The organism is Solitalea canadensis DSM 3403 (assembly GCF_000242635.2).
GTDB classification, from domain to species: Bacteria; Bacteroidota; Bacteroidia; order Sphingobacteriales; family Sphingobacteriaceae; genus Solitalea; species Solitalea canadensis.
This window is the reverse complement of the sequence record NC_017770.1, coordinates 3293687-3320144: the sequence shown is the minus strand read 5'-3', so window position 1 is coordinate 3320144 and position 26458 is coordinate 3293687. Positions and strand designations below refer to the sequence as shown.

The window sequence follows — 26458 nt, the reverse complement described above, 5'->3', positions numbered from 1 at the left end:
GAAGGATGTCTTGTGCTATTACTAAACATATATAAACAGATGAAACCTATAATTACTGCAATTGCAATGATTGCTTTTCTGAGTGCCGCAATGGATACTGTTGCTGCTCAGGAAACAGCCCGGGATACGATAAAGCGTAAGGCCGATTCTACAATTATTAAGATGGGGCCGAAGGATAATATTACAGTTATTATTCGTTCTGGCGATGAAGAACAGTATGTTGAGAAGAAAAACCCTTTTCGTTTTACCTTCTTCGGAGGAATTGATTTTGGATTTACCAATTGGTTAGATAATGGAAGTTTTACTACTTCTGATCCTAATCTTGAACTAAGTACAGGAAAGTCGTCCAACTTTACATTAAACCTGGTATCAGGAAGTTTAAATATCTATAAGAAAAAATTCAAACTTAACGCGGCTTTAGGAATCGATTGGCAGAATTATCGTTTTAAATCTGACATTACTCCTGTAGCCAACCAACCTCAGTTTACCTATGTACCTTCTGAAGTGGCATTAAGTAAGAATAAATTAATGTCTAAGTACCTGGTTATGCCTGTGGTATTGCATTTTCAACCTAAATCGGCAAATAGAAATAAAGGATTCTTTGTTGAGGGAGGGATGGATTTCGGTTACCTGCTAGGGGCACGTACCAAACAGATTAGTGATGAAAATGGAAAAGTAAAGGTAAGTGACGATTTTAACTTCAAACCTTTCAGATATGGTGTTATTGGTCGTATTGGATATGACTATGCATCGATCTATTGTAAGTATTATTTCAATGATGTTTTTGCTCCCAATCAGGGGCCTGAGTTGAATAATATTTCATTCGGTATCTCATTAACAGGTTTCTATTAAGATTAGCATTTCGCTCTCTATAAACTATTAAGGGTCATAAATAACATCTACCTATCTAAAACATGAAAACAATTATTGGAGCATTAGGAATATGCTTTTTATTATCGGGGTGTGCAACGTCTTCTATCAGCACTGTTTCAAATGATAAAGCGATCAGTCCGTATAACCAGATTTTAACCTTATATACTGATGCTGAGTTTGATTTTTATCAACTGGATTCAGTTACATATGAACAAAATTTTAGAAGAAAAATTAATAACCTAAGCGATTATGACTACCGTAAACAACTGGAAAAAACACTTCGTAGAAACCTTAACGGCAATCAAACACGAATTGTTAAGTCGACTGAGATATTCAAAGTTAATGAAGACATACCCTATGGTGAATTTAAGACTAAAATACAGAACGCAGAGGTAGATGCCATTCTCATTATTAATATGAAGAACTACTGGTATTCGAAAAGTGTAAAGACTGATATTTTTGGTCAACCATCAGTCTCGGAAGATCCTAACGCAGCGTTTTTAAGCTACTTGTATGATGTTAAATCAAACAAAACAGTGTGGATGGCAAAATCAGTTGTGAGCGGAATGTTGTATGCTGGTTATGAAACATTAAACAATACGATGGCGCGAAGAGTCGCCAGAAAATTATCGAAAGGAAAATATATAAGTGAACCCCAGTTATATGCACAGAACTGAGCACTATAAAGATTTTTTGTAACAATGGTTTGGTTTAATCGAAAGAAACCGGTGAATTAACGATATCTGACAATAATATATTTTGGATCCGGTTTCGAAAAAGTTGAAGCCCGTCGTGAGATGGGCTTCTCTTTTTTTATAATACTTTCAATTAGCATTGGCTAAAATCAAATTGCATGCTTATTTTTAATGCCTATGTTAATAATCAATAGCATTTCTAAGAAATATCCCGGTAACGAGCAGTTTTTTTTAAGCAATATAAACCTTCAAATCAATAAGGGTGAAATAGTTAGTTTAGTCGGTGCAAGTGGTAGTGGAAAAAGTACTTTACTTAAACTCATTTATGGTATTTTGGATGCAGATGAAGGAACAATTACCTTTAACGAAAAACCAATCTATGGTCCTTCTGTAAACTTACTGCCTGGTACAAAAGGAATGCACTTTGTGCAGCAGGATTATAATCTTAATCCTTATGCGAAGGTTTATGATAATATTGCTCCCGTACTTCCTAATACTGATCTGGATTATAAAAAGAAACGTATCCATGAAGTCTTAGAGCTACTTAATATCCTTGATCTAAAAGATAAGCAGGCTATTAACTTGAGCGGAGGACAGCAACAGCGCGTAGCTATTGCCAGAGCCTTGGCTTCTGGACCAGATTTACTGCTTTTGGATGAACCCTTTAGTAATCTGGATGTAATTCTTAAGAACCATTTGAAGCGTGATTTGGAAGCATTAGTAGAGAAAACTGGTATTTCAATTTTGATGGTTACTCATGATTCAACTGATGCCTTATCTTTATCTCATCGTATTGTAGTAATGCAAAACGGTAGTATTGTTCAGGAAGGCTCACCGAAACAAATTTATAATCAGCCACAATCTACCTACGTAGCTCGTTTATTTGGAGCTGTAAATATTGTTGATGCTTCGTCATTTGCTACCACATTTAACAGAGAAGTAAATACCTCAGATAAAGTGTTGATTCATCCTCATGAAATTACCCTATCATCCGTTTCCGGAACACCTGCAAAAGTGTTAAAAGCAGAATACAATGGTGGTTTTGAGTTATTAATAGTTGAAATTGAGGGATTGAACAGGAAATTACAGGTTAGTTATCCACATATCGGACGCTTCAAAAAAGAAGATCAGGTATTTGTCAGCATAATGTCTTATGCTGAGGTGAACGAATAGGGAAGTTATTAAGCTTTGATTTTCTTAATATATAATTCTTCTACCTTTTGTCGGGCCCAAGGTGTTTTTCTTAAAAATGTCAAACTTGATTTAATACTCGGATTGCTGATAAAACAGTTTATCCTGATCTGGTATCCTAATTCTTCCCATCCGAACCTATTAACAAGTTCTGTCAGGATCATTTCAAGTGTTTTTCCATGTAAGGGATTATTGGGCTGTATGCTACTCATAATTATTGCAAAAGTAATTAAAGGATAGAAGGCTTTATAGAATGCTTAAAACAAAATAGTCAATTTGGTTGTCATTAATGGATATATAGTAGATAAGCTATATGTTATTTTAATTTAAATAGAATGACTTTACGTTTAAGTGTTTTAGATCAATCTCCGATACAAAAGGGTGGAACAGCCGAACAAGCCATAAGTGAAACCGTAGAATTAGCTAAACTAACTGACAAGTTAGGATATACCCGTTTTTGGGTATCAGAACATCATAACACCAGAAGTCTGGCAGGGTCAACACCAGAAGTATTGATAGCCCATCTGGCCGGACAAACACAACATATAAGAGTGGGCTCAGGTGGAATTATGCTTCCTAATCATAGTGCACTGAAAGTAGCAGAAAACTTCAGGATGTTGGAAACAATTTTCCCTGGCAGGATTGACTTGGGAATGGGGAGAGCTCCCGGAACCGATCGTATTACTGCATCTATTTTAAATCCTTCAAATAACTTTAGCGAACAAGACTTTATAGAGCAACTTTCAGATCTGCAGCATTATTTGCATGATACTGCTGAAGCAGGAACGTATTTGGCAAATATTCATGTTACACCCAACTCGCAGTCTTCACCCGAGCAATGGATATTAAGTTCGAGTGGACAAAGTGCTGTTTTTGCTGCTCATTTTGGATTAGGATTTTCATTTGCTCACTTTATTAATCCGATAGGGGGGCCGCAAGCAGTTGAATTATATAAACAACGTTTTAGTGCCAATGGAAATAATGCTAAACCAGAAGCTAATGCAGCTTTTTTTGCATTCTGTTCTGAGGATGAAGAAAAAGTACGCCAACAAATTGAAGTCATGGATTACCGTTTTATCCAGCTGGAAACTAAGGGCAAATTTGATCCGGTATCTTATGATGATGTAAAAAATGCAGTTTATACACCTTTTGAACAGGAGCGAATTCAGTTTAATCGTCAGCGATTAATATGCGGCACACCCGATCAGTTAAAAATACGATTGGAGCAGTTGGCAAAAGATTATAAAGTGAATGAACTGATACTGGCTAATATCACGCTCGATTTTAAAGATCGTTTACGGTCTTATGAGCTGCTAGCAGAAGTTTTTGAATTGAAGCAGCATTAATTCATCAGATAAAAAAATCCCGTTCCGGTTAAACCGAGACGGGACTTTTTTATTATAATTAACAAGAAATGTTCTCTGTTATTTTTCTACAACACCATCAGCTAGTAAAACCACTTTATTTTTAAGTACTTCTACAACACCACCTTTAATGTTGAATAGCTCCTGAGTTTTATCTTTCAAGCGGATTTCTACCAAACCGTTTTCTAATGTAGAAATAATAGCAGCGTGATTTTCCCAAATCTGGAAAGAACCACCTTTGCCTGGAACGGTTACTGAAAGAATTTCACCGGAAAAAACTGTTTTATCAGGTGTTAAAATATCTAAAATCATAGTATTAAGATTTGAGATGTGAGACGTGAAATATGAAATTGAAGACAGTGGTCTCAAATCTCATATCCCATATCTCAAATCAAAATTATGCGTTTGCTTCAGCTAATAATTTTTTACCTTTTTCGATAGCATCTTCGATAGTACCTACAAGGTTGAATGCTGATTCCGGATATTCATCCACTTCACCATCCATAATCATGTTGAAGCCTTTGATTGTATCTTTGATATCAACCAATACACCTTTTAAGCCAGTAAATTGCTCAGCAACGTGGAATGGTTGTGATAAGAAACGTTGTACACGACGAGCACGAGATACAGTCAATTTATCTTCTTCAGATAACTCATCCATACCTAAGATCGCGATGATATCTTGTAACTCTTTGTAACGTTGTAAGATATTCTTAACTCGTTGAGCAGTTCCGTAGTGAGCATCTCCTAATACAGCAGGACTTAAGATACGTGAAGTAGAGTCAAGAGGGTCTACCGCAGGATAGATACCTAACTCAGAGATTTTACGACTCAATACCGTAGTAGCATCCAAGTGGGCGAAAGTAGTAGCAGGAGCAGGGTCAGTTAAGTCATCGGCAGGTACGTATACAGCCTGTACTGAAGTAATTGAACCACGTTTAGTTGAAGTGATACGCTCTTGCATTAAACCCATCTCTGTAGCAAGGGTTGGTTGGTAACCTACCGCTGAAGGCATACGACCTAAAAGCGCTGATACCTCAGAACCTGCCTGAGTGAAACGGAAAATGTTATCAATGAAGAAAAGGATATCACGGCCACCTGATTGCTCATCGCCGTCACGGAAATATTCAGCTACAGTTAAACCTGATAACGCAACACGAGCACGTGCACCAGGAGGCTCGTTCATCTGACCGAACACTAATGTAGCTTTTGATTCTTTAAGTTTATTTTTATCAACTTTAGAAAGGTCCCAACCTCCGGCTTCCATTGAATGTAAGAATTCTTCACCGTAGTTAATTACGCCTGATTCAATGAACTCACGTAATAAGTCATTACCTTCACGGGTACGCTCACCTACACCGGCAAATACAGATAAACCTGAGTAAGCTTTAGCGATGTTGTTTACCAATTCCATGATCAATACGGTTTTACCTACACCGGCACCACCGAATAAACCAATTTTACCACCTTTTGGATAAGGCTCCAATAAGTCGATAACTTTGATACCAGTAAATAATACTTCAGTATCAACACTTAATTGATCGAACTTAGGGGGTTTGTTATGAATTTCGTAGCCATTAGCATTAGAAACTTGATCAATACCATCGATCGCTTCACCAACAACATTGAACAAACGTCCTTTAATAGCGTCTCCAACAGGCATTTTAATAGGCGAGCCAGTATCAACTGCATCCATGCCACGAACTAAACCGTCGGTTGAGTCCATCGCTATAGTACGTACACGGTCTTCTCCTAAATGCTGTTGAACCTCTAAAATAATTTTTTGTCCGTTGTCTTTTGTTACAACCAATGCATCGTAAATCTTAGGTAACGTAGCATCATTAGCAAAACTAACGTCTACTACAGGTCCGATGATTTGAGCAATTTTCCCAATATTTGGCATAATTTTGAACTTTTTTCTTTGTTATTAAGCGTTTTAAGGCTGAATTATAAGTGTCGCAAAGATAATTTATTTAAAAGAAAATCAAACCCATTTTTACATCATTTTTTAACATTCTTTTTGCACCTCTTTTTCAGTTGAAATATTGTAGAATAGCGAATTAGTTAAAACTACTAAGTCAAACAGTTAATACACTTTAGTAAAATAGATTAAAGTGTATCTTTGAGGCAGTTTACCTTAATTTTTTTATAAAGACGGATCAAAAAGTATAGTAAATATTTCTGCAATGGGATTCACCTATCACCTTACCAATAAAAAAGATAATCAGGCAACACAGGTTTCATTTTTAGAATATATAAGCACAGTGACAAAAAAAGTATTAATTACCGGCAGCAACGGTTTATTAGGTCAAAAGCTATTAGATAAATTACGCAACAATTCAACTTATACAGTTATTGCAACTGCAAAGGGCGTTGATCGATATCTTGAAGAAGGTTATAGCTATGAGAGTTTAGATGTGACTAATCATGCGGAAGTAATTGCAATTATGCAAAAGCATAAACCCGATCATGTTATTCATACCGCAGCAATGACAAATGTTGATGCTTGTGAATCGGATAAAGAACTTTGCAAAAAACTAAATGTTGATGCTGTTCAATATTTTATTGAGGCGTGCAAGCAAACTGGAGCACATTTTATTCATTTATCTACCGATTTCATTTTTGATGGAGCTGATGGTCCATATGATGAAAACGCAGTGGCTAATCCATTGAGCTATTACGGACAAACAAAATTGGAATCAGAACTGCTCTTAATTAATAGCGATATTGCTTATGCAATTCTGCGTACAATTATAGTCTACGGTGTGGTAAAAGATATGAGCCGTAGTAATATAATTCTATGGGCTAAAGGTGCTTTGGAAAAAGGACAAAAGATTAATGTAGTGAATGATCAATATAGAAATCCAACGTTAGCCGAAGATTTAGCCGATATATGCGTGTTAGCAATGGAAAAGCGTGCACAAGGTATTTATAATGCATCCGGAAAGGATTTTATGAGTATTCTTGAAATTGTTGAGCGCGTCGCTGATTTTTGGAACCTCGACAAATCATTAATCACTCCAATTTCTGCTGAAACCTTAAATCAATCTGCAAAAAGACCTGTTAAAACAGAGTTTATTTTAGATAAATCTGTTAAGGAATTAGGATATAATCCCCATTCTTTTGAGGAAGGCCTGAAGATTGTAAATAATCAATTGAACCATAATTAATTTTATTACTTTCGGGTTATTTTATTAAAGTTTAGATTTCAGTATCCAGACTTCTTTTTACAATTAATTATTCATCTATGGAACCAATTACCATTGTATTGTTTGTAGTTGGTGCAGTAATTGCACTTTTTGTATTCCTTTATTTATTCCCAGTTAACTTATGGTTTACAGCCTGGTTATCTGGAGCTCCTGTAAGTTTGATCAATTTAGTATTGATGCGATTGCGTAAAGTACCGCCTGCGTTGGTGGTTAATGCGATGATTACATCAACTAAAGCCGGATTAAAAATTACCAGTAATGATATTGAAACTCACTTTCTGGCTGGCGGACATGTAAATAATGTAATTAAAGCATTAATATCAGCCGATAAAGCAAACATCCCGTTAGATTTTAAATTGGCTACAGCCATTGACTTAGCTGGTCGTGATGTATTTGATGCGGTTCAATTATCAGTAAACCCTCGTGTAATTAATACTCCTCCGGTAGCAGCCGTGGCTAAAGATGGTATTCAATTGGTGGCCAAAGCGCGTGTTACTGTTCGTGCCAATATTAATCAATTGGTAGGAGGGGCCGGTGAAGAAACAATTTTGGCTCGTGTAGGAGAAGGTATCGTAACAACAATTGGTTCTGCTGTTAATCATAAAGAAGTATTGGAAAATCCTGATCGTATCTCTAAAGTAGTTTTAGGAAAAGGTCTGGACTCTGGAACTGCTTTTGAAATCCTTTCTATTGATATTGCTGATATTGATATCGGAGAAAATATTGGTGCAAAACTTCAAGCAGATCAGGCAGAAGCAGATTTAAAGGTAGCTAATGCACGTGCAGAAGAGCGCAGAGCGATGGCTGTTGCGTTAGAGCAAGAGATGCGTGCTAAAGCACAAGATGCTCGTGCAAAAGTTATTGAAGCAGAAGCAGAGATTCCTAAAGCCATGGCAGATGCATTTAAATCTGGTAATATGGGAATTATGGATTACTACCGCATGCAAAATATGAAAGCGGACACTGAAATGCGCGAGTCGATTTCAAAACCTAAAGGTGATAAGAAATAGCTTTTAAATCTCAATAAATAAGTATTTTTAGAGCAGTTTATTATTGTATGCATTCATGCAATGATAAACTGCTTTTTTATTGTACTATTATAAAACGAAACAGATATTAATTAATATATTTATGCTAAATCGTTTTTGCTTATTTTATTAATTTTGAACCATGAACAAATTATATCCCTTAAAATTTAAAACCATCTTTAAAGATAAGATCTGGGGTGGCAGCAAGATAAAAACAGTATTAGGAAAAGATTTTTCTCCGCTTTCTAACTGTGGTGAAACATGGGAGATTTCCGGAGTTAAAAGTGATGTTTCGATTGTCGAAAATGGTCCTTTGGCGGGAAATTCTTTATCAGCATTATTGGAAGAAAAAAAAGCAGCATTAGTAGGGAGGTCGGTTTATGAACGATTTGGGAATGAGTTTCCTTTATTAGTGAAATTTATTGATGCTAATGACGACCTTTCTATTCAGGTTCACCCCAATGATGAATTAGCAAGAAAACGTCATAATTCTTTCGGTAAAACGGAAATGTGGTATGTGATCCAAGCCGATGAAGGGGCTTCCCTAATATCAGGGTTTAATCAACCTGTAAATGAGGAAATATATGTTCAAAAATTTAATGAAGGAAAATTGAACGATATTCTCAATAAAGAAGCAGTTACAGCTGATGATGTTTTCTTTTTACCGGCTGGTAGAGTTCATACTATTGGTAAGGGTTTATTGATCGCAGAAATTCAGCAAACTTCGGATATCACTTATCGTATTTACGATTTCGACAGAGTTGACGATAAAGGTAATAAACGTGAACTGCATGTGCAGGAAGCATTAGCAGCTATTGATTATAATTACTATGATAATTATAAAACTCAGTACGTTGCAGCAGATAACAAAGTAGTGGAGTTAGTAGATTGCCCTTACTTTACTACTAATGTATTGGCCTACAATAAAAATGTAGTAAGAGATTACAGTAACTTAGATAGCTTTGTTATTCATGTATGTTTAGAAGGTTCATACGTATTACAATTTGATGATCAAGTATTGGCTGTAGCAAAAGGGGATTGTATTTTAATACCTGCATCAACTCAAATTGTTGAATTAAAAACGAATGCAGCATTTAAAATTTTAGAAAGTTATATTCATTAAGCTTATTAACATGTTACGAGTTATATAAATTCTTACGGCTCGTAACATGTAATTATATTAATTCAAGTTAACGGTTAAGCCGCCACCTATTACAAATTGGAGCATTGATGAATAGCTCCCTACTCCAGCTCCTGTTCCTCCAGTGCCAAAATAAAAGGTGCCTCCCACGGCCTGAACGGATGATAATAGACTTGCCTGTATTTTAATAGCAACTTTAGGAGAAGCGTAAAAGTTTACACCACCTTTGAGCCCCCATGCAAACTTCGTAGAATTCGATTTATTGTTATTTACCGGGTTGGAAAGGTCAAATATTGCAACACCAGCCTGAAGTCCGCCATAAGGCTCTATTTGTGGTTTTACCTTAACGTATTTATTTCCTCCAAGCATTATATAATTTATTCCCAGATCGAAATTGGCAAATTGCAAACCTTGTACAGGATTAGATATATAATCAGTTGGAGCGTTTGTGTCTTGTCGAAGGTAAGTAAGTTCAATTCCGAATTGAGAGGGTAGCAGGTATTCAATTCCAGCCCCCCATTGAAATCCGCCTTTTATTGTTCCACTAAAATAATCAGTTTCACTATAATAGGAGTCCACGGCATCGTCAAATACATAAGCTGCATAACCATTTAGCCGGACATTCTGAGCCATTGCACTTATGGTAAGGCACAGGGAAAAAAGGAAAATTAGAGAGAGCTTCTTCATAATGTGTTTCGTAAGGTGTTAAGAAATGATTGTTTTCTTCAATAAATATTAAGTTAAACAATAATCGTTTAATTTAAAATACATGATGACTAATAAAACAGAAAGTCAAAGATGATGTGTTTTTCAAGCAAGGAATGGAGTGTATTGCTAAATTTTCACTGTTTTTGAATAAAAAATAGTAGAAGAGTTGCTTTAGGAGTAGTCCTAAAGACCGATTTTAGCAGGTTTTTTCATATGCTTTGAAAAATATTTTAAATTTATTTGGCTGATAATGAATATAGATAGTGAAGGCTCCTTATTTTTTTTGAAAAAACTTTTGACAAACTTAAAAACGTCCTTATATTTGCACTCCCGTTACAACGATAGCGGCCTTCACTAAAAAGAAGGACCCATAGCTTAATTGGATAGAGCATCTGACTACGGATCAGAAGGTTAGGGGTTCGACTCCCTTTGGGTCCACAAAAATTCAATCAATAGCCTGTCAGCAAAATTGGCAGGCTATTTTAGTTTTTAACCAACGTAGACATGCTGAACTTAGTTTTATTCGGCCCTCCGGGAGCTGGCAAAGGAACTCAATCTCAAAAGTTAATTGACAAATACCAGTTGGTGCATATTTCGACGGGTGATTTATTTAGAGCTCACATCAAAAATGAAACAACTCTAGGTAAAAAAGTTAGTCAGTTAATTGCAGATGGACAATTGGTTCCTGATTCAATTACTATTGACATGTTGGAAGAAGAGGTGGGTAAAAATCCGAATGCTAAAGGATTTATTTTTGATGGGTTTCCACGTACAGTAGCTCAGGCAGAGGCGTTAGACACCTATTTAGAAAGTAAAGGAAGCAAAATAACAGGTGTTATTGCGTTAGATGTTACTGAAGAGGAATTAACCAATCGTATCGCAGAACGTAAGAAAATTTCTAACAGAGCTGATGATGATGCTGAAAAACTTAAAAAGAGAATTGATGAGTATTTTCAGAAAACCATCCACGTTTTACCTTACTATGAAACTCAAGACAAGTTAAGTAAAGTAAACGGTATTGGTGAGATTGATGTGATCTTCAATGATCTTTGTGCTGTAGTAGATAAATACTAATTTTTTAAAATATAAATTAAAGAGTCAAGAGTCAGGAATGAGCAATTCATCTTGGCTTTTGACTCTTTGTTCTTTTATAAGTAATTTAATTTCCAAACAATCTGAAATCTTATGAGTCAGGGTTCCAATTTCGTTGATTATGTTCGTATATGCTGCCGTTCTGGAGCTGGAGGAGCAGGTTCTGCTCATTTACACCGTGATAAAAAGACGGCAAAAGGTGGTCCTGATGGTGGTGATGGCGGTCGTGGTGGACATGTTATTGTAAAAGGTAACAGCCAACTATGGACGCTTCTACACCTAAAATATCGTAAGCATGTTATTGCAGAAAATGGTGAGAGTGGGGGAAGTGCATTGAAAACCGGTGCTCAGGGAAAAGATGAGATATTAGAAGTTCCTTTGGGAACAGTTATAAAAGATGCTGAAACAGATGAGGTATTATTAGAGATTACACAGGATGGTGAAACAAAAATTATCACTCCTGGTGGTCGTGGTGGGCAGGGAAACTGGCATTTTAAATCTCCAACTAATCAAACGCCACGCTTTGCACAATCTGGTGAAGTTGGTAAAGAAGAATGGAAAGTGCTTGAGTTAAAACTATTGGCGGATGTAGGCTTAGTGGGTTTTCCAAATGCCGGAAAATCAACGCTATTGTCGGTGGTTTCAGCAGCAAAACCTGAAATAGCGGATTATCCTTTCACTACGATGGTTCCAAACTTAGGGGTTGTAGCTTATCGCGGCAATCGTTCATTTGTAATGGCTGACATCCCTGGAATTATTGAAGGAGCAGCGGAAGGTAAAGGCTTAGGAATTCGTTTCCTTCGTCATATTGAACGTAATTCGGTTTTACTATTTATGGTTCCAGCAGATAGTAAAGACATTAAAAAAGAATATGAGATTTTATTAAATGAGATCAAGCAGTTCAATCCGGAATTATTAGATAAACCACGTGTATTGGCAATTACTAAAGCTGATATGTTGGATGAGGAACTCATTGCTGAAATGGAAAAAGAACTGCCAAAAGGCATTCCACATCAGTTTATTTCATCCGTAGCACAAAAAGGTATTGTTGAGTTAAAGGATTTGCTGTGGAAAGCTATTAACGACTAAAAAGCAGTACGCAAAGCCGCTAAGACGCAAAGTTTTAATTACATAAAAAGGTCCTTGCATATCTGCATACAAGGACCTTTTTTTTTATAATACTTTTGAGGGTGGAAAATAAACTGTGTCAACCATTATTATTGTTATTGTTGAGGAGTTGGAATGTGGTAAACTCTTTTCGAGTTTTCCATATTTCAACACCTTTGTTTGTTAGTTCAAATCTAACTTCATTCTTCCATCAAACCAAATGGCCAGGTGAGAGGCGGTTTGGGCCCAGTTGGTCAGCGGCATGGTCCATTTCTGGCTGATGTTGCCATGGGCCAGATAAATCAATTTGATCAGGGCCGTGTCCGAGGTGAAGGCGCCTTTGGTTTTGGTCACTTTGCGTACCTGCCGATGAAAGCCTTCAATGGTATTGGTCGTATAGATCAAACGTCGGATAGCCACATCGTATTTGAAATACGTACTAAGCTTTTCCCAGTTATGGCGCCAGGACTGCAAGACCACCGGATACTTCCTGCCCCATTTCTCCTCCAGTTCCTCCAGCCGTAATTCGGCCAGATCTTTGTTTACAGCCTGGTAAACAGGCTTCAGGTCTTTCATGAACTCTTTTTGATCTTTAGAGGCCACGTATTTCAGACTGTTGCGGATTTGATGAACGATGCAGGTTTGTACTTCTGTTTCGGTAAAAACAGCGTTAATGGCTTCTGCAAAGCCTTTTAAGTTATCAATGCAGGCGATCAGGATGTCGCTGACTCCACGGTTCTTTAAATCGGTCAGTACGCCCAGCCAGAAATTGGCGCCTTCACTTTGCGAGACGTACATGCCCAATAGCTCTTTTTTACCATAACGATTGATGCCCAGAATGTTGTAAACAGCCCGCGATACCACCCGGTTATCTTCTTTCACCTTATAATGCATGGCATCCAGCCAAACGATAGTGTACAGTTCTTCCAAAGGACGGCTTTGCCATTCTTTTATCTGCGGGAGGATCTTGTCGGTAATGGCGCTCAGGGTGGCGTGGGAGATGTCCGTGTCATACATATCCTTGATGTGTTTGGAGATGTCCCGGAAGCTCATCCCCAGGCCGTACATCCCCAGTATCTTGGACTCTAGGCTTTCGGCCAGGATGGTTTCCCGTTTTCGGATCAGTTCGGGTTCAAAGGTGCCGGTTCGGTCGCGGGGAGTCTCGATGGTCAGCGTTCCATCGGACGTTTTGAGTTGCTTTTGGCCTTTGCCATTCTTCCGATTGCCCGAGTTGCGTTCCTCCTCATCCAAATGGCCCTCTAACTCTGCTTGCAAGGCGGCTTCTAAAAAATGTTTCAGCAATGGTGCGAATGCCCCTTCTTTGCCGTACAGAGACTTACCTGAGCGAAACTGCTCCAAGGCTTTCTTCTTAATAAACTCTAAATCAAATTCTGGTGTTTCCATAAAAAACTGTGTTAAAGGTCTTAATTCTTTCTAACATTTGACACAGTTTATTTTCCACCCTCGCTAAGACGCAAAGTTTTAATTACATAAAAAGGTCCTTGCATATCTGCATACAAGGACCTTTTTTTTTTATAATACTTTTTTGCGACTTTGCGAGCCTTTAGTCTTACGGATTCTCAACCTCCACTTCCCAAAAGGCGGATGAAACTTCGTCATCGTCATTAATTGTTTGCATCATCTCCATAACTTCTTTACCTCCGGCCTTATCACTTAATACAGCAAAAGAAATAATGGACTCATTTTTTACCTTATCATATTCAAGATTCATATTAATAACCCGCATATTGTACTTTTTGATGTAGATCAATATCTCTTCCCGGATTCTCTTTTCTGCCTGATTACTGCAGTTAACTTTCAAGGTGTATCGGTGTTCACCTTCTTCATAGGAAGAATATCTGTTGACCACTTTTTTGCCTAAGGGTCGTAATAGTAAGTGCGAGACTAAAACAAAAAAACTCCCCAAAACAGCTTCATAGCTGTAACCCATACCACATAATGCTCCAACAGCTCCTGAGCACCAAATTGTAGCTGCGGTATTTAAACCGCTGATGTTAAAGCTATCTTTCATGATCACTCCGGCACCTAAAAAACCGATACCTGAAGCTATCTGTGCGGCCACGCGAGCAGCACTTGATTGGTCGCCCATAATTTTCTCTCCAAGAATAACGAACATAGCGGCACCGATTGCTACCAGTGCATTAGTCCGCATACCAGCCATCTTATGCCTAAGTTGACGTTCGGTTCCGATAACAGCACCTAATAAAAAAGCCAGTGCCAGTCGTAACTCATAGGGGTTTAGCTGTAAATATTTTTCCAAAAGATATTCGATAATTTTAGAAACGAAAAATACGAAATTTCGTGCATGCTTTCCTGTTTAGAATCCTTAATAGCAAAAAGACCGTTTCGGGCGAAACAGTCTTTCTGTATTAAAATCTAAATCTATTATTGTATGAAAAATTTTTAAGCTTCTTCTGGTTGTAATCCCCAGTGCTCAGGAGAACGCCATAATGATGATAGTAACAACTCACGCATAAAGAAGAACTCTTTAGGTAATTTGTCATACATCTGTAAGAACAAATCTTCATGGTTAGCTACTTCTTTTTTCCAAGCCTCTCTGTCTACTTCCATAATCTTTTCAAAATCATTTCTGCAGAAGTCAAGACCTTTCCAATCCATGTCTTCGTAGCGAGGCATCCATCCGATCGGGCTTTCCACAGCACTTGCATCACCATTTACACGGTCTACAATCCATTTTAACGGACGCATGTTATCGCCGAATCCTGGCCATAAGAATTTGCCGTCATTGTCTTTTCTAAACCAGTTAACACAGAAGATACGCGGTGCGTTAGGCAGGTTGCGACCAAATTGTAACCAGTGGTTAAAATAGTCGGCCATATGATAACCACAGAATGGAAGCATGGCAAATGGGTCGCGGCGAACTTTACCGATTTCACCAAATGCTGCAGCTGTCATTTCAGAACCAATTGTTGAAGCAAGGTACACTCCAAAATTCCAGTTAAACGCTTGATAAACCAACGGCACTGTAGTTGCGCGACGGCCACCAAATACAAACGCAGCAATCGGCACTCCATTAGGATTTTCCCAATCTGGGTCAATAGAAGGACATTGAGATGCTGGTGCAGTAAACCTTGCGTTAGGGTGAGCTACAGGTTTGCCACTTGCAGGATCATGTTTTTGTCCTTGCCAGTTAGTTAAATTATCAGGCGCTTTATCTGTTAAACCTTCCCACCAAATATCGCCATCAGGAGTTACTCCCACGTTGGTAAAGATGGAGTTTTTAGATAATGCTTTCATCGCATTAGGGTTAGTTTTGGTATTAGTGCCTGGTGCTACACCGAAATAACCATATTCAGGATTAATTGCATATAGTTTTCCATCTGCTCCAGGTTTTATCCATGCTATGTCATCGCCAACGGTAGTTACTTTCCATCCTTCAAATTCAGCAGGAGGGATAAGCATTGCAAAGTTTGTTTTACCACAAGCACTTGGGAATGCAGCTGCTACGTAAGTTTTCCTTCCATTAGGGTCTTCTAAGCCTAAGATCAGCATGTGTTCAGCTAACCAACCCTCTTCTTTACCCATTACAGAAGCTATGCGCAAGGCAAGACATTTTTTACCTAGTAAGGCATTACCTCCGTAACCAGATCCATAAGATACAATTGACCTTTCTTCCGGATAGTGTACGATGTACTTAGTAGTAGGATTACAAGGCCATTTAACGTCTTCCTGTCCACTTGTCAAAGGAGCGCCAACGGTGTGTAAACATTTAACAAAGTCTCCTTCTGTACCTAATTGCTCAAGTACTTTTTCACCCACTCTAGTCATAATATGCATGTTTGTAACTACATATTCAGAGTCGGTTAATTGTACCCCAATTTTAGCAATAGGAGAGCCAAGAGGACCCATGCAGAATGGAATAATGTAAAGCGTACGTCCTTTCATACAACCTTTTAGTAAGCCACTTAAGATTTTTTTCATTTCTTTAGGCTCCATCCAGTTGTTAGTTGGACCAGCATTTTCCTTTGTTCTGCTACAGATGAACGTTTTGTCTTCTACACGGGCAACGTCGCTCGGGTCTGAAAAACAAGCATAGCTGTTAGGCCATTTTTTTTCATCTAGTTTTATAAAGGTTCCTTTTTTAACAAGTTTATCACACATTAGGTCATATTCGGCCTTCGATCCGTCACATAAATAAATATCATCTGGCTGTACATGATCAATGACCTCCTTGATCCAATTTTTTAGCTTCTCATGTTTGAGATAAGATACTCTGGTGTTCATTTTATAATAGTTTTATATGTGTTTATAATTAGGACAATTAATGGTTATTATATTGTTTACCCGAAAAGAAGAATGATAAATTGAGCAATCAATATTCTGAGTATCATTGTAAGCGGGTATACTGTTGCATACGTTACAGCAGGAGCGTCGCAGCCGGATGCATGAGTAGCAAAAGCCAGTGCAGGAGGATCTGTTGATGCTCCGGATAGCAATCCGCAAATTTCAAAGTAACTTTTCTTGAATACATACTTGGAAACAAATCCTACGACCAGTAATGGAACAGCAGTAATGATGGCTCCGTAACCCATCCAGGTAAGTCCATCACCATTAGAAAGGATTTCGACAAAATGTTCACCCGATGAAAGACCTACACTTGCGAGGAATAAAACAATCCCAATTTCTCTAAGCATAAGATTTGCACTGTGTGTAACGTAGGTTGCCAAATGGAAACGGGAACCAAAACGGCTGATGATTAATGCAACGATTAGTGGGCCTCCTGCAAGTCCTATCTTTACCGGAGCTGGCATACCCGATATGGCAATTGGAATACTGCCGAATAATATACCGATGAGTATACCAAAGAATATAGGTGCTAATTGTGGATGATCCAGTCTTTTTAAAGAATTACCTAATAAATTAGCAAACCTTCCTACAGCTTCCGTTTCGCCAACCACAGTAAGTACATCACCAATTTGTAAGGTTGAACTTCCGGTGGCAATGAATTCTATCCCGGCACGATTAATCCTGGTGATGTTGTAATATCCTCTCTCTTTCAACACCAATTCTTTGATCGGTTTGTGAGTTACTTCATCATGCGTTACAACAATATGTTGTACAATTGTATTGCCTTGTTTTTGAGTAAGGTCTTCGCCTGTTTGCTGGCCGATAAGCAATTTCAGTTTCGAAAAATCTGATTTGGATGCTACAATCATGAGAACATCATCCTGTTGCATCAGCGTTTCTTTATTAGGCGTTATCACTTCATTTCCTTTTCGGATTCTTGATACAACAAAATGCAGATTTAGTGTCTTGAAAAGTATGCTCAGTGGCTGATTGAATAGGTTGGGATTTTCAAGTTTTACATTTAATATGGCCAGTGAATCCGAATGTTCTGTGAGTTTCTGATTATAGTTCTCAAGCTCCTTCTTAAGATTTATGCCTGAAATTTTCTGAATAATAATGAGCACCAGAATTATACCAATAACACCAAACGGATAGGCTACTGCATAACCCAGGTTGAGCTCATTTATCATGGCAGCTGCAGCTGGTCCGTGAACATCTCTCAATGCTTCTTGTGCCGCTCCTAATCCCGGCGTATTAGTTACCGCTCCCGACATTACACCGGCAAGAATATGCAATGGTTGTCCGGTTAAAAAATGTAGGGCGAGAGTAACTAAGGCACCAAGCCCTACTATACTGGCTGCTAATAAATTAAAAGTTAATCCTTGTTTTTTTAGTGAAGAGAAAAAACCTGGACCTACTTGTAACCCTACGGTATAAACAAATAAAATAAGTCCAAACTCTTTTACAAAATGCTCAACATCTTTATTAATAATAAGTCCGAAGTGAGAGAAAAATATTCCGGCAAATAATACCCAGGTTACACCTAGTGAAATGCCTAATATTTTTACCCTACCAAGTAGCACTCCGAACGCTATTGTTAAGCAATATATTAATGCTGCATGAGCAACTGAATCTTTAAACAATAACGACTCAAACCAATTCATATTTCTAATAGTTATTCTGTGGTATCAAAGATGATTCTATTATAAATATTAATAAATGATATTCGTCAGGGTTACAAAAACGGGAAAAAATTAGCCGTTTATTATACTATTAAAATACGTTAATATATTGATTATTAATTGTTTTTGTTTGCACTTTCGTGGAAGGAGGCAGCCAAATAAAATTTTGTAACGAAATTTAATAGTGTATTTTGTACACTATAAGAAAGATGTCTATAAAATAGTTGGTTTATAGATTAACTATTTTTATAGTTTATTTTTTTAAATTTGCTTATATTGAAATTCAAAAACATATAAATACTATGGAATTAAAACTTGGTGATATTGCTCCTAATTTCAAGGCTCAGACAACAGAAGGAGAGATTGATTTTCATGATTATTTAGGTGATAGTTGGGGTGTTTTCTATTCGCATCCGGCTGATTATACGCCTGTTTGTACAACCGAACTTGGCAGAACTGCTCAATTGAAATCGGAATTCGACAAACGTAACGTCAAAGTAATTGCTATTAGTGTTGATCCGCTTGAGTCACATATTGGTTGGATTAATGATATTAACGAAACACAGAATACTGAAGTCAATTTTCCAATTATTGCTGACCCCAACAAAGATGTCGCTAATCTGTACGGAATGATTCATCCTAAAGCATCGGATACGTTAACTGTACGTTCTGTATTTGTAATCGGACCTGATAAGAAAATTAAGCTTACGTTAACTTATCCTGCATCAACAGGTAGAAATTTCTATGAAATTTTGCGGGTGATTGATTCGCTTCAGTTAACTGCTAATCACAGTGTAGCAACACCGGTAGATTGGAAAGACGGTGATGATTGTATTATCGTCAACTCTATTCCAACGGAAGATGTTCCTGCTAAATTTCCAAAGGGACACCGCATTGTAAAACCATATTTGCGTTATACTCCTCAACCAAATAAATAAGTGTAGGACTTTCTAAATTAAGAAAGTCTCTAAAAACAAAAAGAAGAAACGAGCTTATCGTTTCTTCTTTTTGTTTTTAGGCTTTAGAACGTAAAACCGAGTCGGCCAAAGAAATAGGCTCCGCTGAAACCCATCTGGACAGCATCCCACATGCCACCGCTTTCAGTTAATCCTGGATCATGATGAGATGGATAAACATCAAAAATATTGTTTCCACCAACAGTCATATTAACATACTTGTTGAATTTATATCCGATGGAAAGGTCTGTTGTAAGTTTGGCTGAATAACGGTCAACTTCGTCATTCCAGTTGGTAAGGTCTATGCCCGAAAACTGGTTAAAACGTAAAAAGGCATTAAACCTCTTAATACTATAATCAAAACTTAAATTGATTTTGTAAGGAGGGGCAGAAGCCAGAAGAAAAGACTTTTCACGCGGTCCGAAATAGATATCTTCCTTACCAACTAGTTTAGCAGTTGTTTGAACCTTGTCTAGCTGCATATCATTAAAGTTTGCCGCTAGTGTTGTATTTAGATTACCAGTACCAATAGGAGTAGTATATGCCGCAATTACATCAAGCCCTATTGTTCGGGTATCAACGGCATTGGTAAAGAATTGTGCCGCTCCAACATTCATTTGTTCCAATGTAGGGCCAATAACATCATCATCGTTTCCGAATAAGCCGGTTAATACAATCCGATCTTGTACTTTCACCCAATAGCCATCCACGGTAAATGAGAGTTCATTAATAGGTCGTAAGGTGAAACCTAAACTCGCATTGTACGATTTTTCTTCTTTTAATTCGGGAATACCCACTTCTTTCGCAAGCTGACTATTATTAGGTGCAATCACCTGGTCTACAATTTTTCCGGCAGCCACATTGGTAAATGTTGAACTAAAATAGATCTGGGGTAATGATGGAGCTCTGAATCCACTACTTAATGATCCCCTGATGTTTATTTTGTCGGATACTTTTATGCGAGTGGCGAGCTTGAAATTGGCCGTAAAACCAAAATCACTATAATTTTCAAGTCGAACAGCTGCCGCTACCAGCATATTTTTAGTAATGTCGAACTCTGCATCAATATATCCTCCTATATTATTTCTGGTTTGATTGGTTTCGTCTTTAGGTTGAAAGCCAGGGAAACCTTGTGATCCTCCAGGACGAAAGGTTGTATCTATGGAAGCAATTTCACCTGCATCATCATAAGTAGTATCTATGCTAAATATTACAGGACCATACTGTTTCCATGAATCTTCATTACCTGCAAAGATTTTATATTGCTCGTTCCGGTACTCCACCCCCCAGGCCAGGTTAAGACCATTAAGGCTATTGTCAAACGACCGTGTAAAGTTGGCACTCAAATTCAATTGACCCAAGGCAAATCCGCCGGCCTCAAAATTGGTAGGGGAGGCCGTCTCCAATGATGCATTTATGGTTCTGTCTACATCGTATTCAAAACGATTGCGTCCATAGGTGGCATTAAAATCAGCGTTCCATTTACCAACTATAGTACGTAGTCCTGCCGATGCAGAATAATCACTGATACTTGATTGAATATGAGGATCAAAGCCATTTGGGTAAATTGATATAACATTTCGCTCACTTTCTGGTTCACGCGTCCAGGCAAATGCATCGCCATTTCTTTTATTAAATCCACCGAAAAAATAAAACTCACTGCTTTTTTTCAATGGAACACGACTATTAAGCATTAAAGCATAATTAGTGTAAGAAGCATCACCAAATTGAGCACGGTAATTATCAGGATAAAGCGAAGTGTAATTTGGTCGGCTAGTTTTTTCTTTATGGTCCACATCTCCTGTAATATTAAAGAATCCTCCTTGCGTGCCAATTTTAATGCCATAATTAGCATTTCCGCTGTATTGTTGTCCATCCCACTCCGTAGCCAGTAATTTGCCTGAAGTAGATTCTAATGAACCACCATAACCGGTACTATTAGCACCCGCTGTAAAATTCAGGTCAAGTTGTTCAACAGTTTGTTTCAGCACAATATTGATTACGCCTGCAATAGCGTCAGAGCCATATTGAGCACTTGCGCCATCTCTTAAAATTTCGATTCGTTCAATAGAAGAGGAGGGGATTGCATTTAAATCTGTTCCGGTATTACCTCGGCCACGTGTGCCATAAAGATTAACCAAAGAAGATTGGTGGCGGCGCTTACCGTTAATAAGCACCAATGTTTGATCTGGGCCCATTCCGCGCAGTGTAGCGGGTTCAATATGATCTGCTCCATCTGAACCGCTTTGGCGATTCGCATTAAATGATGGGGCAGCGTATTGCAAAACGGAGTTGATATCAACCATTCCAGTAGCATTAGCAATTTTGGAAACAGGAATCAAGTCAACAGGAACCGGCGAATCGGTTACCGAACGTTTAAGATTTCTTGAGCCCACCACTTCAACTTCCGACAAAGAGCTTTGGCTTTCTTCCATTGTTGCATTAAGGGTTTCTCGACCACTTAATGGTATTTCCTGACTTATGTAACCCAAAAAAGCAAAAACGATGGTTGCATTTTTCGAGCCACATTTAAAAGAATAATTTCCGGTATTATCTGTCGTGGTTCCGTGAGTTGTTCCTTTTTCTCGAACGCTGACTCCGGCAAGAGGGTTACCCTGAAGGTCGGTTACTTTGCCTTTAAGTGTAAATTGCGCAGCCGCAATATTGGTAATAAAGAGAGCACTAATAAGCAGTAGAAAATTCTTCATATACGTAGGTCTTATTGTTTAGTAGAAAAAAGATAAGATAAAACCTTTGTAAAATCAAGATAATCAGTTGGTTTATTGTTGATTATTGCGTTTGGGTATACAAATTTGATGTTTTTATTTAAAACAAAGGAAGGCCGTCGTTGAAAAATGACAGCCTTCCTGATATATGATAGAGTTAACTAGATTAATAGGGAATGAATGGGTGATTAATTAATCTTTACCTTGTTTTGCTCTGTTTGCTTCTTCATTGTTGCTAGTACGTTGCGAAACTTTAAGATTGCTGTTTCCAAAACGATAAGTAAACGACAATGTTGCTACACGGCTATCCCATCTATTTTTAACATCGATATCCATTCCTGAATATTTAATGGCTCCCTTAAATTTATGACTGTTAAAAATGTCGTTAACATTTAGCTTAATAGTGCCTTTCTTGTCAAGTATAGATTTTTGAACACCTGCTGAAACCATCCACATAGGATAAATATCAAGAATACCATCGATCATTTTAGAATTGTAGAAACCACTAACTTCTCCTGTAAAGCCATTTCCAAAAGTGATCGTGTTTTGTGCATTAAAACTAAATGAAGTTTGCTGACGGTTTACGTCGTCATTTAGGTATTTTCCTTTAAATCCATTGTGAAAAACGCTTGCATAAGCATTTGCATTCCACCATTTGGCAAAAGTAATTGGTGTACTAAAACTGATACCATAGTTATCCTGTGTACTTAAATTTTTGTTGGTAACATACACTGAGTTAGGACGTACTCCCGGCGCTGTAACCATCGTCATTACATCAGAAGTGCGGTTGTAATTAACTGTTGTTGTATATTTACCTTTTAACACATGGCTAAATTCAACAGCGTTGCTAATCTGAGGTTGTAAATACGGGTTACCAATCTGGTAAGTATACGGATCTATCTCATTACGGAATGGATTTAGATTCTCGTAATCAGGACGGTTTACACGACGACTATATGATAATTGTATCGTATTGCTTTTATTGATCTCGTATTTAACATAAGCAGTAGGGAACAATTGGAAATAATCACGTTTTACCACCGAATCAATTGTTCTTTGATCACCTTCTGTACGGGTTTGCTCACCGCGTAATCCTACCTGGAAACTGAATTTTTTGTATTCTTTACTAAAATTAATATAAGCAGCATTGATATTTTCAGTGTATTTAAAGTGGTTAGAAGAGCTGTCGCTATGAGCCCACTCATTAACATTAACCTGATTGTAATAATCAATAGCATTATCAGTTTTTACATAGCTTGTTTTAGCTCCAGCATCCATCTTTAATTTTTTGCCGAACGGATGAGTATAATCAACTTTAGCAGTTACAATAGTTGCTGTTGAAGGAATAACCCCTTTCTGGATTAACTGAGGATTTCCAGGATCTTGCTGTCCTTGTGAGTTGTAAAAGGTGGTGTTGTAAAGCTGGTTTGATCCGTACTTATTTTGAGCATAATCCACATCAGCAGTTAATTCACGGCCGCTTGTATCCAGTGTAAGTTTATAATTTACGTTGTAAGTAAAGTTATTCCAATCTTCGGTAATATGGTTCTGTGAGTAAGAGCTACCTTCGCTTTGATGAGCCGGATTTACTTTTTGTGAGTAAGTAGGATTCAAACTTTCCCAAGTACCAATGCTACCGTTTACCATAAAACCTAATGTGCTTTTAGGATTAAGAAATAAATCAATCCCAGCCTTGAAGCGGTTATTATGCGAAGGCATTTTCATATCAGCGTTTTGCAACATTGAATGGCTTAGGTTTCCAGTACCAGCAGCAAAGAAACTTCGAGATAAGTCTAATTCCTGCATGTTTTTACGTTGACTGTAATTGTAGGTACCAAAAACATTATAGGCTTTCTGACGGTAGTTTAAATTAATTCCACCATTTCCTTTGGCATAAATACCCTGTCCAAACGAAGCATTTACACTGCCATTGAAGCCTGTATTAGAACCTTTTTTAAGCTTTATATTGATCACACCGGCATTACCAGCAGCATCATACTTTGCAGGAGGATTCGTCATAATCTCCACCTGGCTGATACTTGCCGATGACATGTTTTTTAGCATGTCTGCAACTTCAGCATTCGACATGTAAGTAGGCTTACCATCAATTAATACAGTTACACCACTTTTTCCTTTTAAGCTAATGTTACCATCATTATCAACTGTAATACCAGGAGCTTTTTGCAAAACTTCAATGGCAGTTCCGCCGCTACTTACAATGCTACTTTCAACATTTAGTACAGTTTTATCTAATTTCTGTTCAATTAAAGGCTTATTGCCCACAACAGTTACCTCTTTAAGTGTTTTTGTTGAAGCAGCTAATGTTATAGTTTCCAGTTGTTTGCTGGTTTCGCCACTTTTAACCTCAAAGGGTTTAGTATAAAAAGGTTTGTAATCAAATGAAGTAACAGAAAGTATATATTGACCCTCTTTTACCTGAAAAAATTCGAATGTTCCGGTTTGATCAGTAGTTAATCCCTTTACAGAAACTGAATCATTAGCACGCAACAATGCTATAGTTACATATTCTGCAGGTTTTTGATCTGGAGCTTTAATAGCACCAACTACTTTACATACTCCGGTAGATGCAGGCTTTGTTTGAGCAACTGCTGTAAATGCGCCAAAGCTTAGGATAGAGAGCGCAAAGGCAAATAGTGTTTTCATTTTAGTTTTGTTAAGTGTTAGTATCGATTTTTCTGTTTTTCACATCCTGCAGTTCCGGAGCTGCAGTTGTTTTGAAGTTTCTGACGTCAAATGTAATAGTGAGGTTGCAGACGATCTGAAATTTTTTCGTAACAAAAGTGCTATACAATGTATTTGTTACAACAATGTACTATGTATAGCAATGTACGTCTGTAAATCAATACTTTTAAAGTTGGATGTTAGGTTTTATGTAAGTTGCCAAGCGATTTTTTGCGATTTTTGACCGATGAGGAAAAAGGTTATTTACTTATCATTTAGGTCATAGATACCTAAATGATTGAAATTTTATAAGGGAAAATAATTGATGAAGTTTTTATAACTATAATGAATATTAAATATTTACTTAGAAATTAAACTAATTAATTGTTATGGGAAATAATCTCTACATTTATGTGTTATAACATATTGTAAAATGTTTTAAATGAGGTGTTTGCAAATAGGAATATAATTTGTGTATATTCGTGCAACTAAAGCTCTTTAAAACTAATTTCTTATGAAGAACGCTCACATATTATTAACGATCGTTCTAACATTTACGCTATTCTCTTGTAAAAATGATAAATCTAACGCTGTTACTCAAGAAAATGAAGAATCTATAGATAAACCAAAGACGGGCTCTGCCGGAAAACAGGGTGATAAAAATCAAAATTTCAAACGTTCCTTTTCGGGGAAAATTAACCACAGGGAAGATGTGGTTGTGAATCTTACTGCGCAAGATGGTAAAGTTAAGGGCTTTGCCGTGGTTAAAAAAAGTGGTAAGAGAATTCCTTTGGAAGGTGAAATCTCCAAAGAAGGTCATTTAAAAGCTAGTGCACTACTTGAAAAAGGCTTAAAACACATCGTTCAGGCTGATATTGAAAATGGGGAAATGAAAGGTGGATTTATTGACCCAAAAACTGAAAGAGTTGATTCGATAAATCTTAAGGAAACTTTCAGATCGACCATTCCTGATAAAGGGTTGATTTGGGTTAAAGACCCGGGGCCTACACCTGAAGGTTTTATTAAGATATTGTGGTTGCAGAATAATTTTGAGAAAGAATCAAATGATTCTGTAGTTGCCATTACTGTTAATAGCCAGTACGTATATACTTGTCCGAAAGAAGTGCGAGCTGTGCTCGGATATTATAGTCGCATGGCAGGGGCTGATTATGCTATAGCTGAGGTGGAAGGCAACTCCAATTATTCAGGTTTCAAAAACCTGTTGATTGATGCACTTGATTTTGGATACCAAGGCTCAGAGAAGCAGTTGAATTATTTACAACATTGGTTCAGAAAAGAACCTGGTTTGTTGAAACAAATTAATAACGGTTATTTCGTTTCCTATGGTACAAGTTGGTTCCGCCAGTTTGACTCCATTAATATGATGTATAATGGAGATTCGATAACAGTTAATTATGCTTACTTCGATTGTGATATGAGTAAATCCGATAGATGGGAAATTGCAGGAACCGGAAAGTTTAAGATAGAGGGTGATATGGTTCGTTTGGTTGATCAAAGAGCTGACACTGTTAGATTAGAAGTTCAGGCGGCATCCTCCTCCGAAATTAAATAATAGCTGAAATAAAGATATAAAAAGCGCATTGGCCATTATAAGGTCGATGCGCTTTGTGTTTATATCATTGTCATTACAGTTGCACTCTAATTCTCCTTTTGA

The 26458-nt window shown here is 37.4% G+C and carries 21 protein-coding genes and 1 tRNA gene; 12 read left to right on the top strand and 10 right to left on the bottom strand.

The genetic code is table 11. The features are described from left to right. Positions 1-39: 39 nt before the first annotated feature. From SOLCA_RS13670 to SOLCA_RS13660, 3 genes are all read left to right on the top strand, one after another. The gene (locus SOLCA_RS13670) at positions 40-852 is read left to right on the top strand and encodes an outer membrane beta-barrel protein (protein WP_014681048.1); all 813 of its coding nucleotides are present in this window, start codon (positions 40-42) and stop codon (positions 850-852) included. A gap of 62 nt (positions 853-914) precedes the next feature. Next, on the top strand, positions 915-1550 hold the full coding sequence (locus tag SOLCA_RS13665) for a putative periplasmic lipoprotein (RefSeq protein ID WP_014681047.1): 636 nt from the start codon (positions 915-917) through the stop codon (positions 1548-1550). Between the two features lie 195 nt (positions 1551-1745). Next, positions 1746-2741, top strand: a complete 996-nt coding sequence (locus SOLCA_RS13660) for an ABC transporter ATP-binding protein (protein WP_014681046.1) — start codon at positions 1746-1748, stop codon at positions 2739-2741. Positions 2742-2749: 8 nt separating this feature from the next. On the opposite strand, the gene SOLCA_RS13655 is transcribed toward SOLCA_RS13660, so the two are convergent. Then, entirely contained in the window at positions 2750-2971 is a 222-nt protein-coding gene (locus SOLCA_RS13655; RefSeq protein ID WP_014681045.1) for a VF530 family protein, read from the bottom strand. A gap of 123 nt (positions 2972-3094) precedes the next feature. Between SOLCA_RS13655 and SOLCA_RS13650 the strand changes: the two genes are divergently transcribed. Continuing rightward, positions 3095-4105 (top strand): LLM class flavin-dependent oxidoreductase, encoded by a 1011-nt coding sequence (locus SOLCA_RS13650; protein ID WP_014681044.1) that lies wholly within the window; start codon positions 3095-3097, stop codon positions 4103-4105. Between the two features lie 78 nt (positions 4106-4183). Here SOLCA_RS13650 and atpC read toward each other — a convergent pair whose 3' ends face one another. After that, positions 4184-4435 (bottom strand): ATP synthase F1 subunit epsilon, encoded by a 252-nt coding sequence (atpC, locus tag SOLCA_RS13645; protein WP_014681043.1) that lies wholly within the window; start codon positions 4433-4435, stop codon positions 4184-4186. 85 nt (positions 4436-4520) lie between these two features. Then, positions 4521-6026: a F0F1 ATP synthase subunit beta gene (gene atpD / locus SOLCA_RS13640; RefSeq protein ID WP_014681042.1), complete on the bottom strand. Its 1506-nt coding sequence runs from the start codon at positions 6024-6026 to the stop codon at positions 4521-4523. 283 nt (positions 6027-6309) lie between these two features. Between atpD and SOLCA_RS13635 the strand changes: the two genes are divergently transcribed. The 3 genes from SOLCA_RS13635 (at position 6310) to SOLCA_RS13625 (ending at position 9483) form a co-directional block, all read left to right on the top strand. Beyond that, positions 6310-7293 (top strand): SDR family oxidoreductase, encoded by a 984-nt coding sequence (locus tag SOLCA_RS13635; protein WP_014681041.1) that lies wholly within the window; start codon positions 6310-6312, stop codon positions 7291-7293. Positions 7294-7370: 77 nt separating this feature from the next. Beyond that, on the top strand, positions 7371-8342 hold the full coding sequence (floA, locus tag SOLCA_RS13630) for a flotillin-like protein FloA (protein ID WP_014681040.1): 972 nt from the start codon (positions 7371-7373) through the stop codon (positions 8340-8342). Between the two features lie 160 nt (positions 8343-8502). Next, positions 8503-9483: a type I phosphomannose isomerase catalytic subunit gene (locus tag SOLCA_RS13625; protein ID WP_014681039.1), complete on the top strand. Its 981-nt coding sequence runs from the start codon at positions 8503-8505 to the stop codon at positions 9481-9483. Positions 9484-9540: 57 nt separating this feature from the next. Here the strand turns inward: SOLCA_RS13625 and SOLCA_RS13620 are convergent, their stop codons facing one another. Further along, positions 9541-10188 carry an outer membrane protein gene (locus SOLCA_RS13620; protein WP_014681038.1) on the bottom strand — a complete coding sequence of 216 codons (648 nt, stop codon included), beginning with the start codon at positions 10186-10188 and terminating at the stop codon, positions 9541-9543. Between the two features lie 385 nt (positions 10189-10573). On the opposite strand from SOLCA_RS13620, the gene SOLCA_RS13615 reads away from it, so the two are divergent. From SOLCA_RS13615 to obgE, 3 genes are all read left to right on the top strand, one after another. Beyond that, positions 10574-10647 (top strand) — tRNA-Arg (locus tag SOLCA_RS13615). A gap of 66 nt (positions 10648-10713) precedes the next feature. Continuing rightward, positions 10714-11283 carry an adenylate kinase gene (locus SOLCA_RS13610; protein WP_014681037.1) on the top strand — a complete coding sequence of 190 codons (570 nt, stop codon included), beginning with the start codon at positions 10714-10716 and terminating at the stop codon, positions 11281-11283. A gap of 111 nt (positions 11284-11394) precedes the next feature. After that, positions 11395-12390, top strand: a complete 996-nt coding sequence (gene obgE, locus SOLCA_RS13605) for a GTPase ObgE (RefSeq protein ID WP_014681036.1) — start codon at positions 11395-11397, stop codon at positions 12388-12390. Positions 12391-12591: 201 nt separating this feature from the next. Here the strand turns inward: obgE and SOLCA_RS13600 are convergent, their stop codons facing one another. The 4 genes from SOLCA_RS13600 to SOLCA_RS13585 all read right to left on the bottom strand — a co-directional run bounded on the left by SOLCA_RS13600 (position 12592) and on the right by SOLCA_RS13585 (position 18401). Then, positions 12592-13812, bottom strand: coding sequence for an IS256 family transposase (locus SOLCA_RS13600; RefSeq protein WP_014681035.1), 1221 nt, complete (start codon positions 13810-13812; stop codon positions 12592-12594). Between the two features lie 166 nt (positions 13813-13978). Beyond that, positions 13979-14689 (bottom strand): MgtC/SapB family protein, encoded by a 711-nt coding sequence (locus tag SOLCA_RS13595; protein ID WP_014681034.1) that lies wholly within the window; start codon positions 14687-14689, stop codon positions 13979-13981. A 143-nt stretch (positions 14690-14832) separates the two neighbouring features. Continuing rightward, a complete protein-coding gene (locus SOLCA_RS13590; protein WP_014681033.1) occupies positions 14833-16674 on the bottom strand; it encodes a phosphoenolpyruvate carboxykinase (GTP) in 1842 nt (613 codons plus the stop codon). A 56-nt stretch (positions 16675-16730) separates the two neighbouring features. Beyond that, on the bottom strand, positions 16731-18401 hold the full coding sequence (locus SOLCA_RS13585) for a putative transporter (protein ID WP_014681032.1): 1671 nt from the start codon (positions 18399-18401) through the stop codon (positions 16731-16733). Positions 18402-18721: 320 nt separating this feature from the next. Here SOLCA_RS13585 and SOLCA_RS13580 point away from each other — a divergent pair, with 320 nt between their 5' ends. Further along, positions 18722-19357, top strand: coding sequence for a peroxiredoxin (locus tag SOLCA_RS13580; protein WP_014681031.1), 636 nt, complete (start codon positions 18722-18724; stop codon positions 19355-19357). An 83-nt stretch (positions 19358-19440) separates the two neighbouring features. Here SOLCA_RS13580 and SOLCA_RS13575 read toward each other — a convergent pair whose 3' ends face one another. Then, complete coding sequence (locus SOLCA_RS13575; RefSeq protein WP_014681030.1) at positions 19441-22083, bottom strand: TonB-dependent receptor; 2643 nt, start codon at positions 22081-22083, stop codon at positions 19441-19443. 210 nt (positions 22084-22293) lie between these two features. Beyond that, a complete protein-coding gene (locus SOLCA_RS13570) occupies positions 22294-24765 on the bottom strand; it encodes a TonB-dependent receptor domain-containing protein (protein ID WP_014681029.1) in 2472 nt (823 codons plus the stop codon). 532 nt (positions 24766-25297) lie between these two features. Here SOLCA_RS13570 and SOLCA_RS13565 point away from each other — a divergent pair. After that, the gene (locus SOLCA_RS13565) at positions 25298-26356 is read left to right on the top strand and encodes a hypothetical protein (protein WP_014681028.1); all 1059 of its coding nucleotides are present in this window, start codon (positions 25298-25300) and stop codon (positions 26354-26356) included. Positions 26357-26458: the final 102 nt, after the last annotated feature.

Bases quoted from the DNA above. Each gene is read 5' to 3' on its own strand.
- SOLCA_RS13670 (WP_014681048.1), top strand. From the start codon at position 40: ATGAAACCTATAATTACTGCAATTGCAATGATTGCTTTTCTGAGTGCC.
- SOLCA_RS13665 (WP_014681047.1), top strand. From the start codon at position 915: ATGAAAACAATTATTGGAGCATTAGGAATATGCTTTTTATTATCGGGG.
- SOLCA_RS13660 (WP_014681046.1), top strand. From the start codon at position 1,746: ATGTTAATAATCAATAGCATTTCTAAGAAATATCCCGGTAACGAGCAG.
- SOLCA_RS13655 (WP_014681045.1), bottom strand. From the start codon at position 2,971: ATGAGTAGCATACAGCCCAATAATCCCTTACATGGAAAAACACTTGAA.
- SOLCA_RS13650 (WP_014681044.1), top strand. From the start codon at position 3,095: ATGACTTTACGTTTAAGTGTTTTAGATCAATCTCCGATACAAAAGGGT.
- atpC (WP_014681043.1), bottom strand. From the start codon at position 4,435: ATGATTTTAGATATTTTAACACCTGATAAAACAGTTTTTTCCGGTGAA.
- atpD (WP_014681042.1), bottom strand. From the start codon at position 6,026: ATGCCAAATATTGGGAAAATTGCTCAAATCATCGGACCTGTAGTAGAC.
- SOLCA_RS13635 (WP_014681041.1), top strand. From the start codon at position 6,310: ATGGGATTCACCTATCACCTTACCAATAAAAAAGATAATCAGGCAACA.
- floA (WP_014681040.1), top strand. From the start codon at position 7,371: ATGGAACCAATTACCATTGTATTGTTTGTAGTTGGTGCAGTAATTGCA.
- SOLCA_RS13625 (WP_014681039.1), top strand. From the start codon at position 8,503: ATGAACAAATTATATCCCTTAAAATTTAAAACCATCTTTAAAGATAAG.
- SOLCA_RS13620 (WP_014681038.1), bottom strand. From the start codon at position 10,188: ATGAAGAAGCTCTCTCTAATTTTCCTTTTTTCCCTGTGCCTTACCATA.
- SOLCA_RS13610 (WP_014681037.1), top strand. From the start codon at position 10,714: ATGCTGAACTTAGTTTTATTCGGCCCTCCGGGAGCTGGCAAAGGAACT.
- obgE (WP_014681036.1), top strand. From the start codon at position 11,395: ATGAGTCAGGGTTCCAATTTCGTTGATTATGTTCGTATATGCTGCCGT.
- SOLCA_RS13600 (WP_014681035.1), bottom strand. From the start codon at position 13,812: ATGGAAACACCAGAATTTGATTTAGAGTTTATTAAGAAGAAAGCCTTG.
- SOLCA_RS13590 (WP_014681033.1), bottom strand. From the start codon at position 16,674: ATGAACACCAGAGTATCTTATCTCAAACATGAGAAGCTAAAAAATTGG.
- SOLCA_RS13585 (WP_014681032.1), bottom strand. From the start codon at position 18,401: ATGAATTGGTTTGAGTCGTTATTGTTTAAAGATTCAGTTGCTCATGCA.
- SOLCA_RS13580 (WP_014681031.1), top strand. From the start codon at position 18,722: ATGGAATTAAAACTTGGTGATATTGCTCCTAATTTCAAGGCTCAGACA.
- SOLCA_RS13575 (WP_014681030.1), bottom strand. From the start codon at position 22,083: ATGAAGAATTTTCTACTGCTTATTAGTGCTCTCTTTATTACCAATATT.
- SOLCA_RS13570 (WP_014681029.1), bottom strand. From the start codon at position 24,765: ATGAAAACACTATTTGCCTTTGCGCTCTCTATCCTAAGCTTTGGCGCA.
- SOLCA_RS13565 (WP_014681028.1), top strand. From the start codon at position 25,298: ATGAAGAACGCTCACATATTATTAACGATCGTTCTAACATTTACGCTA.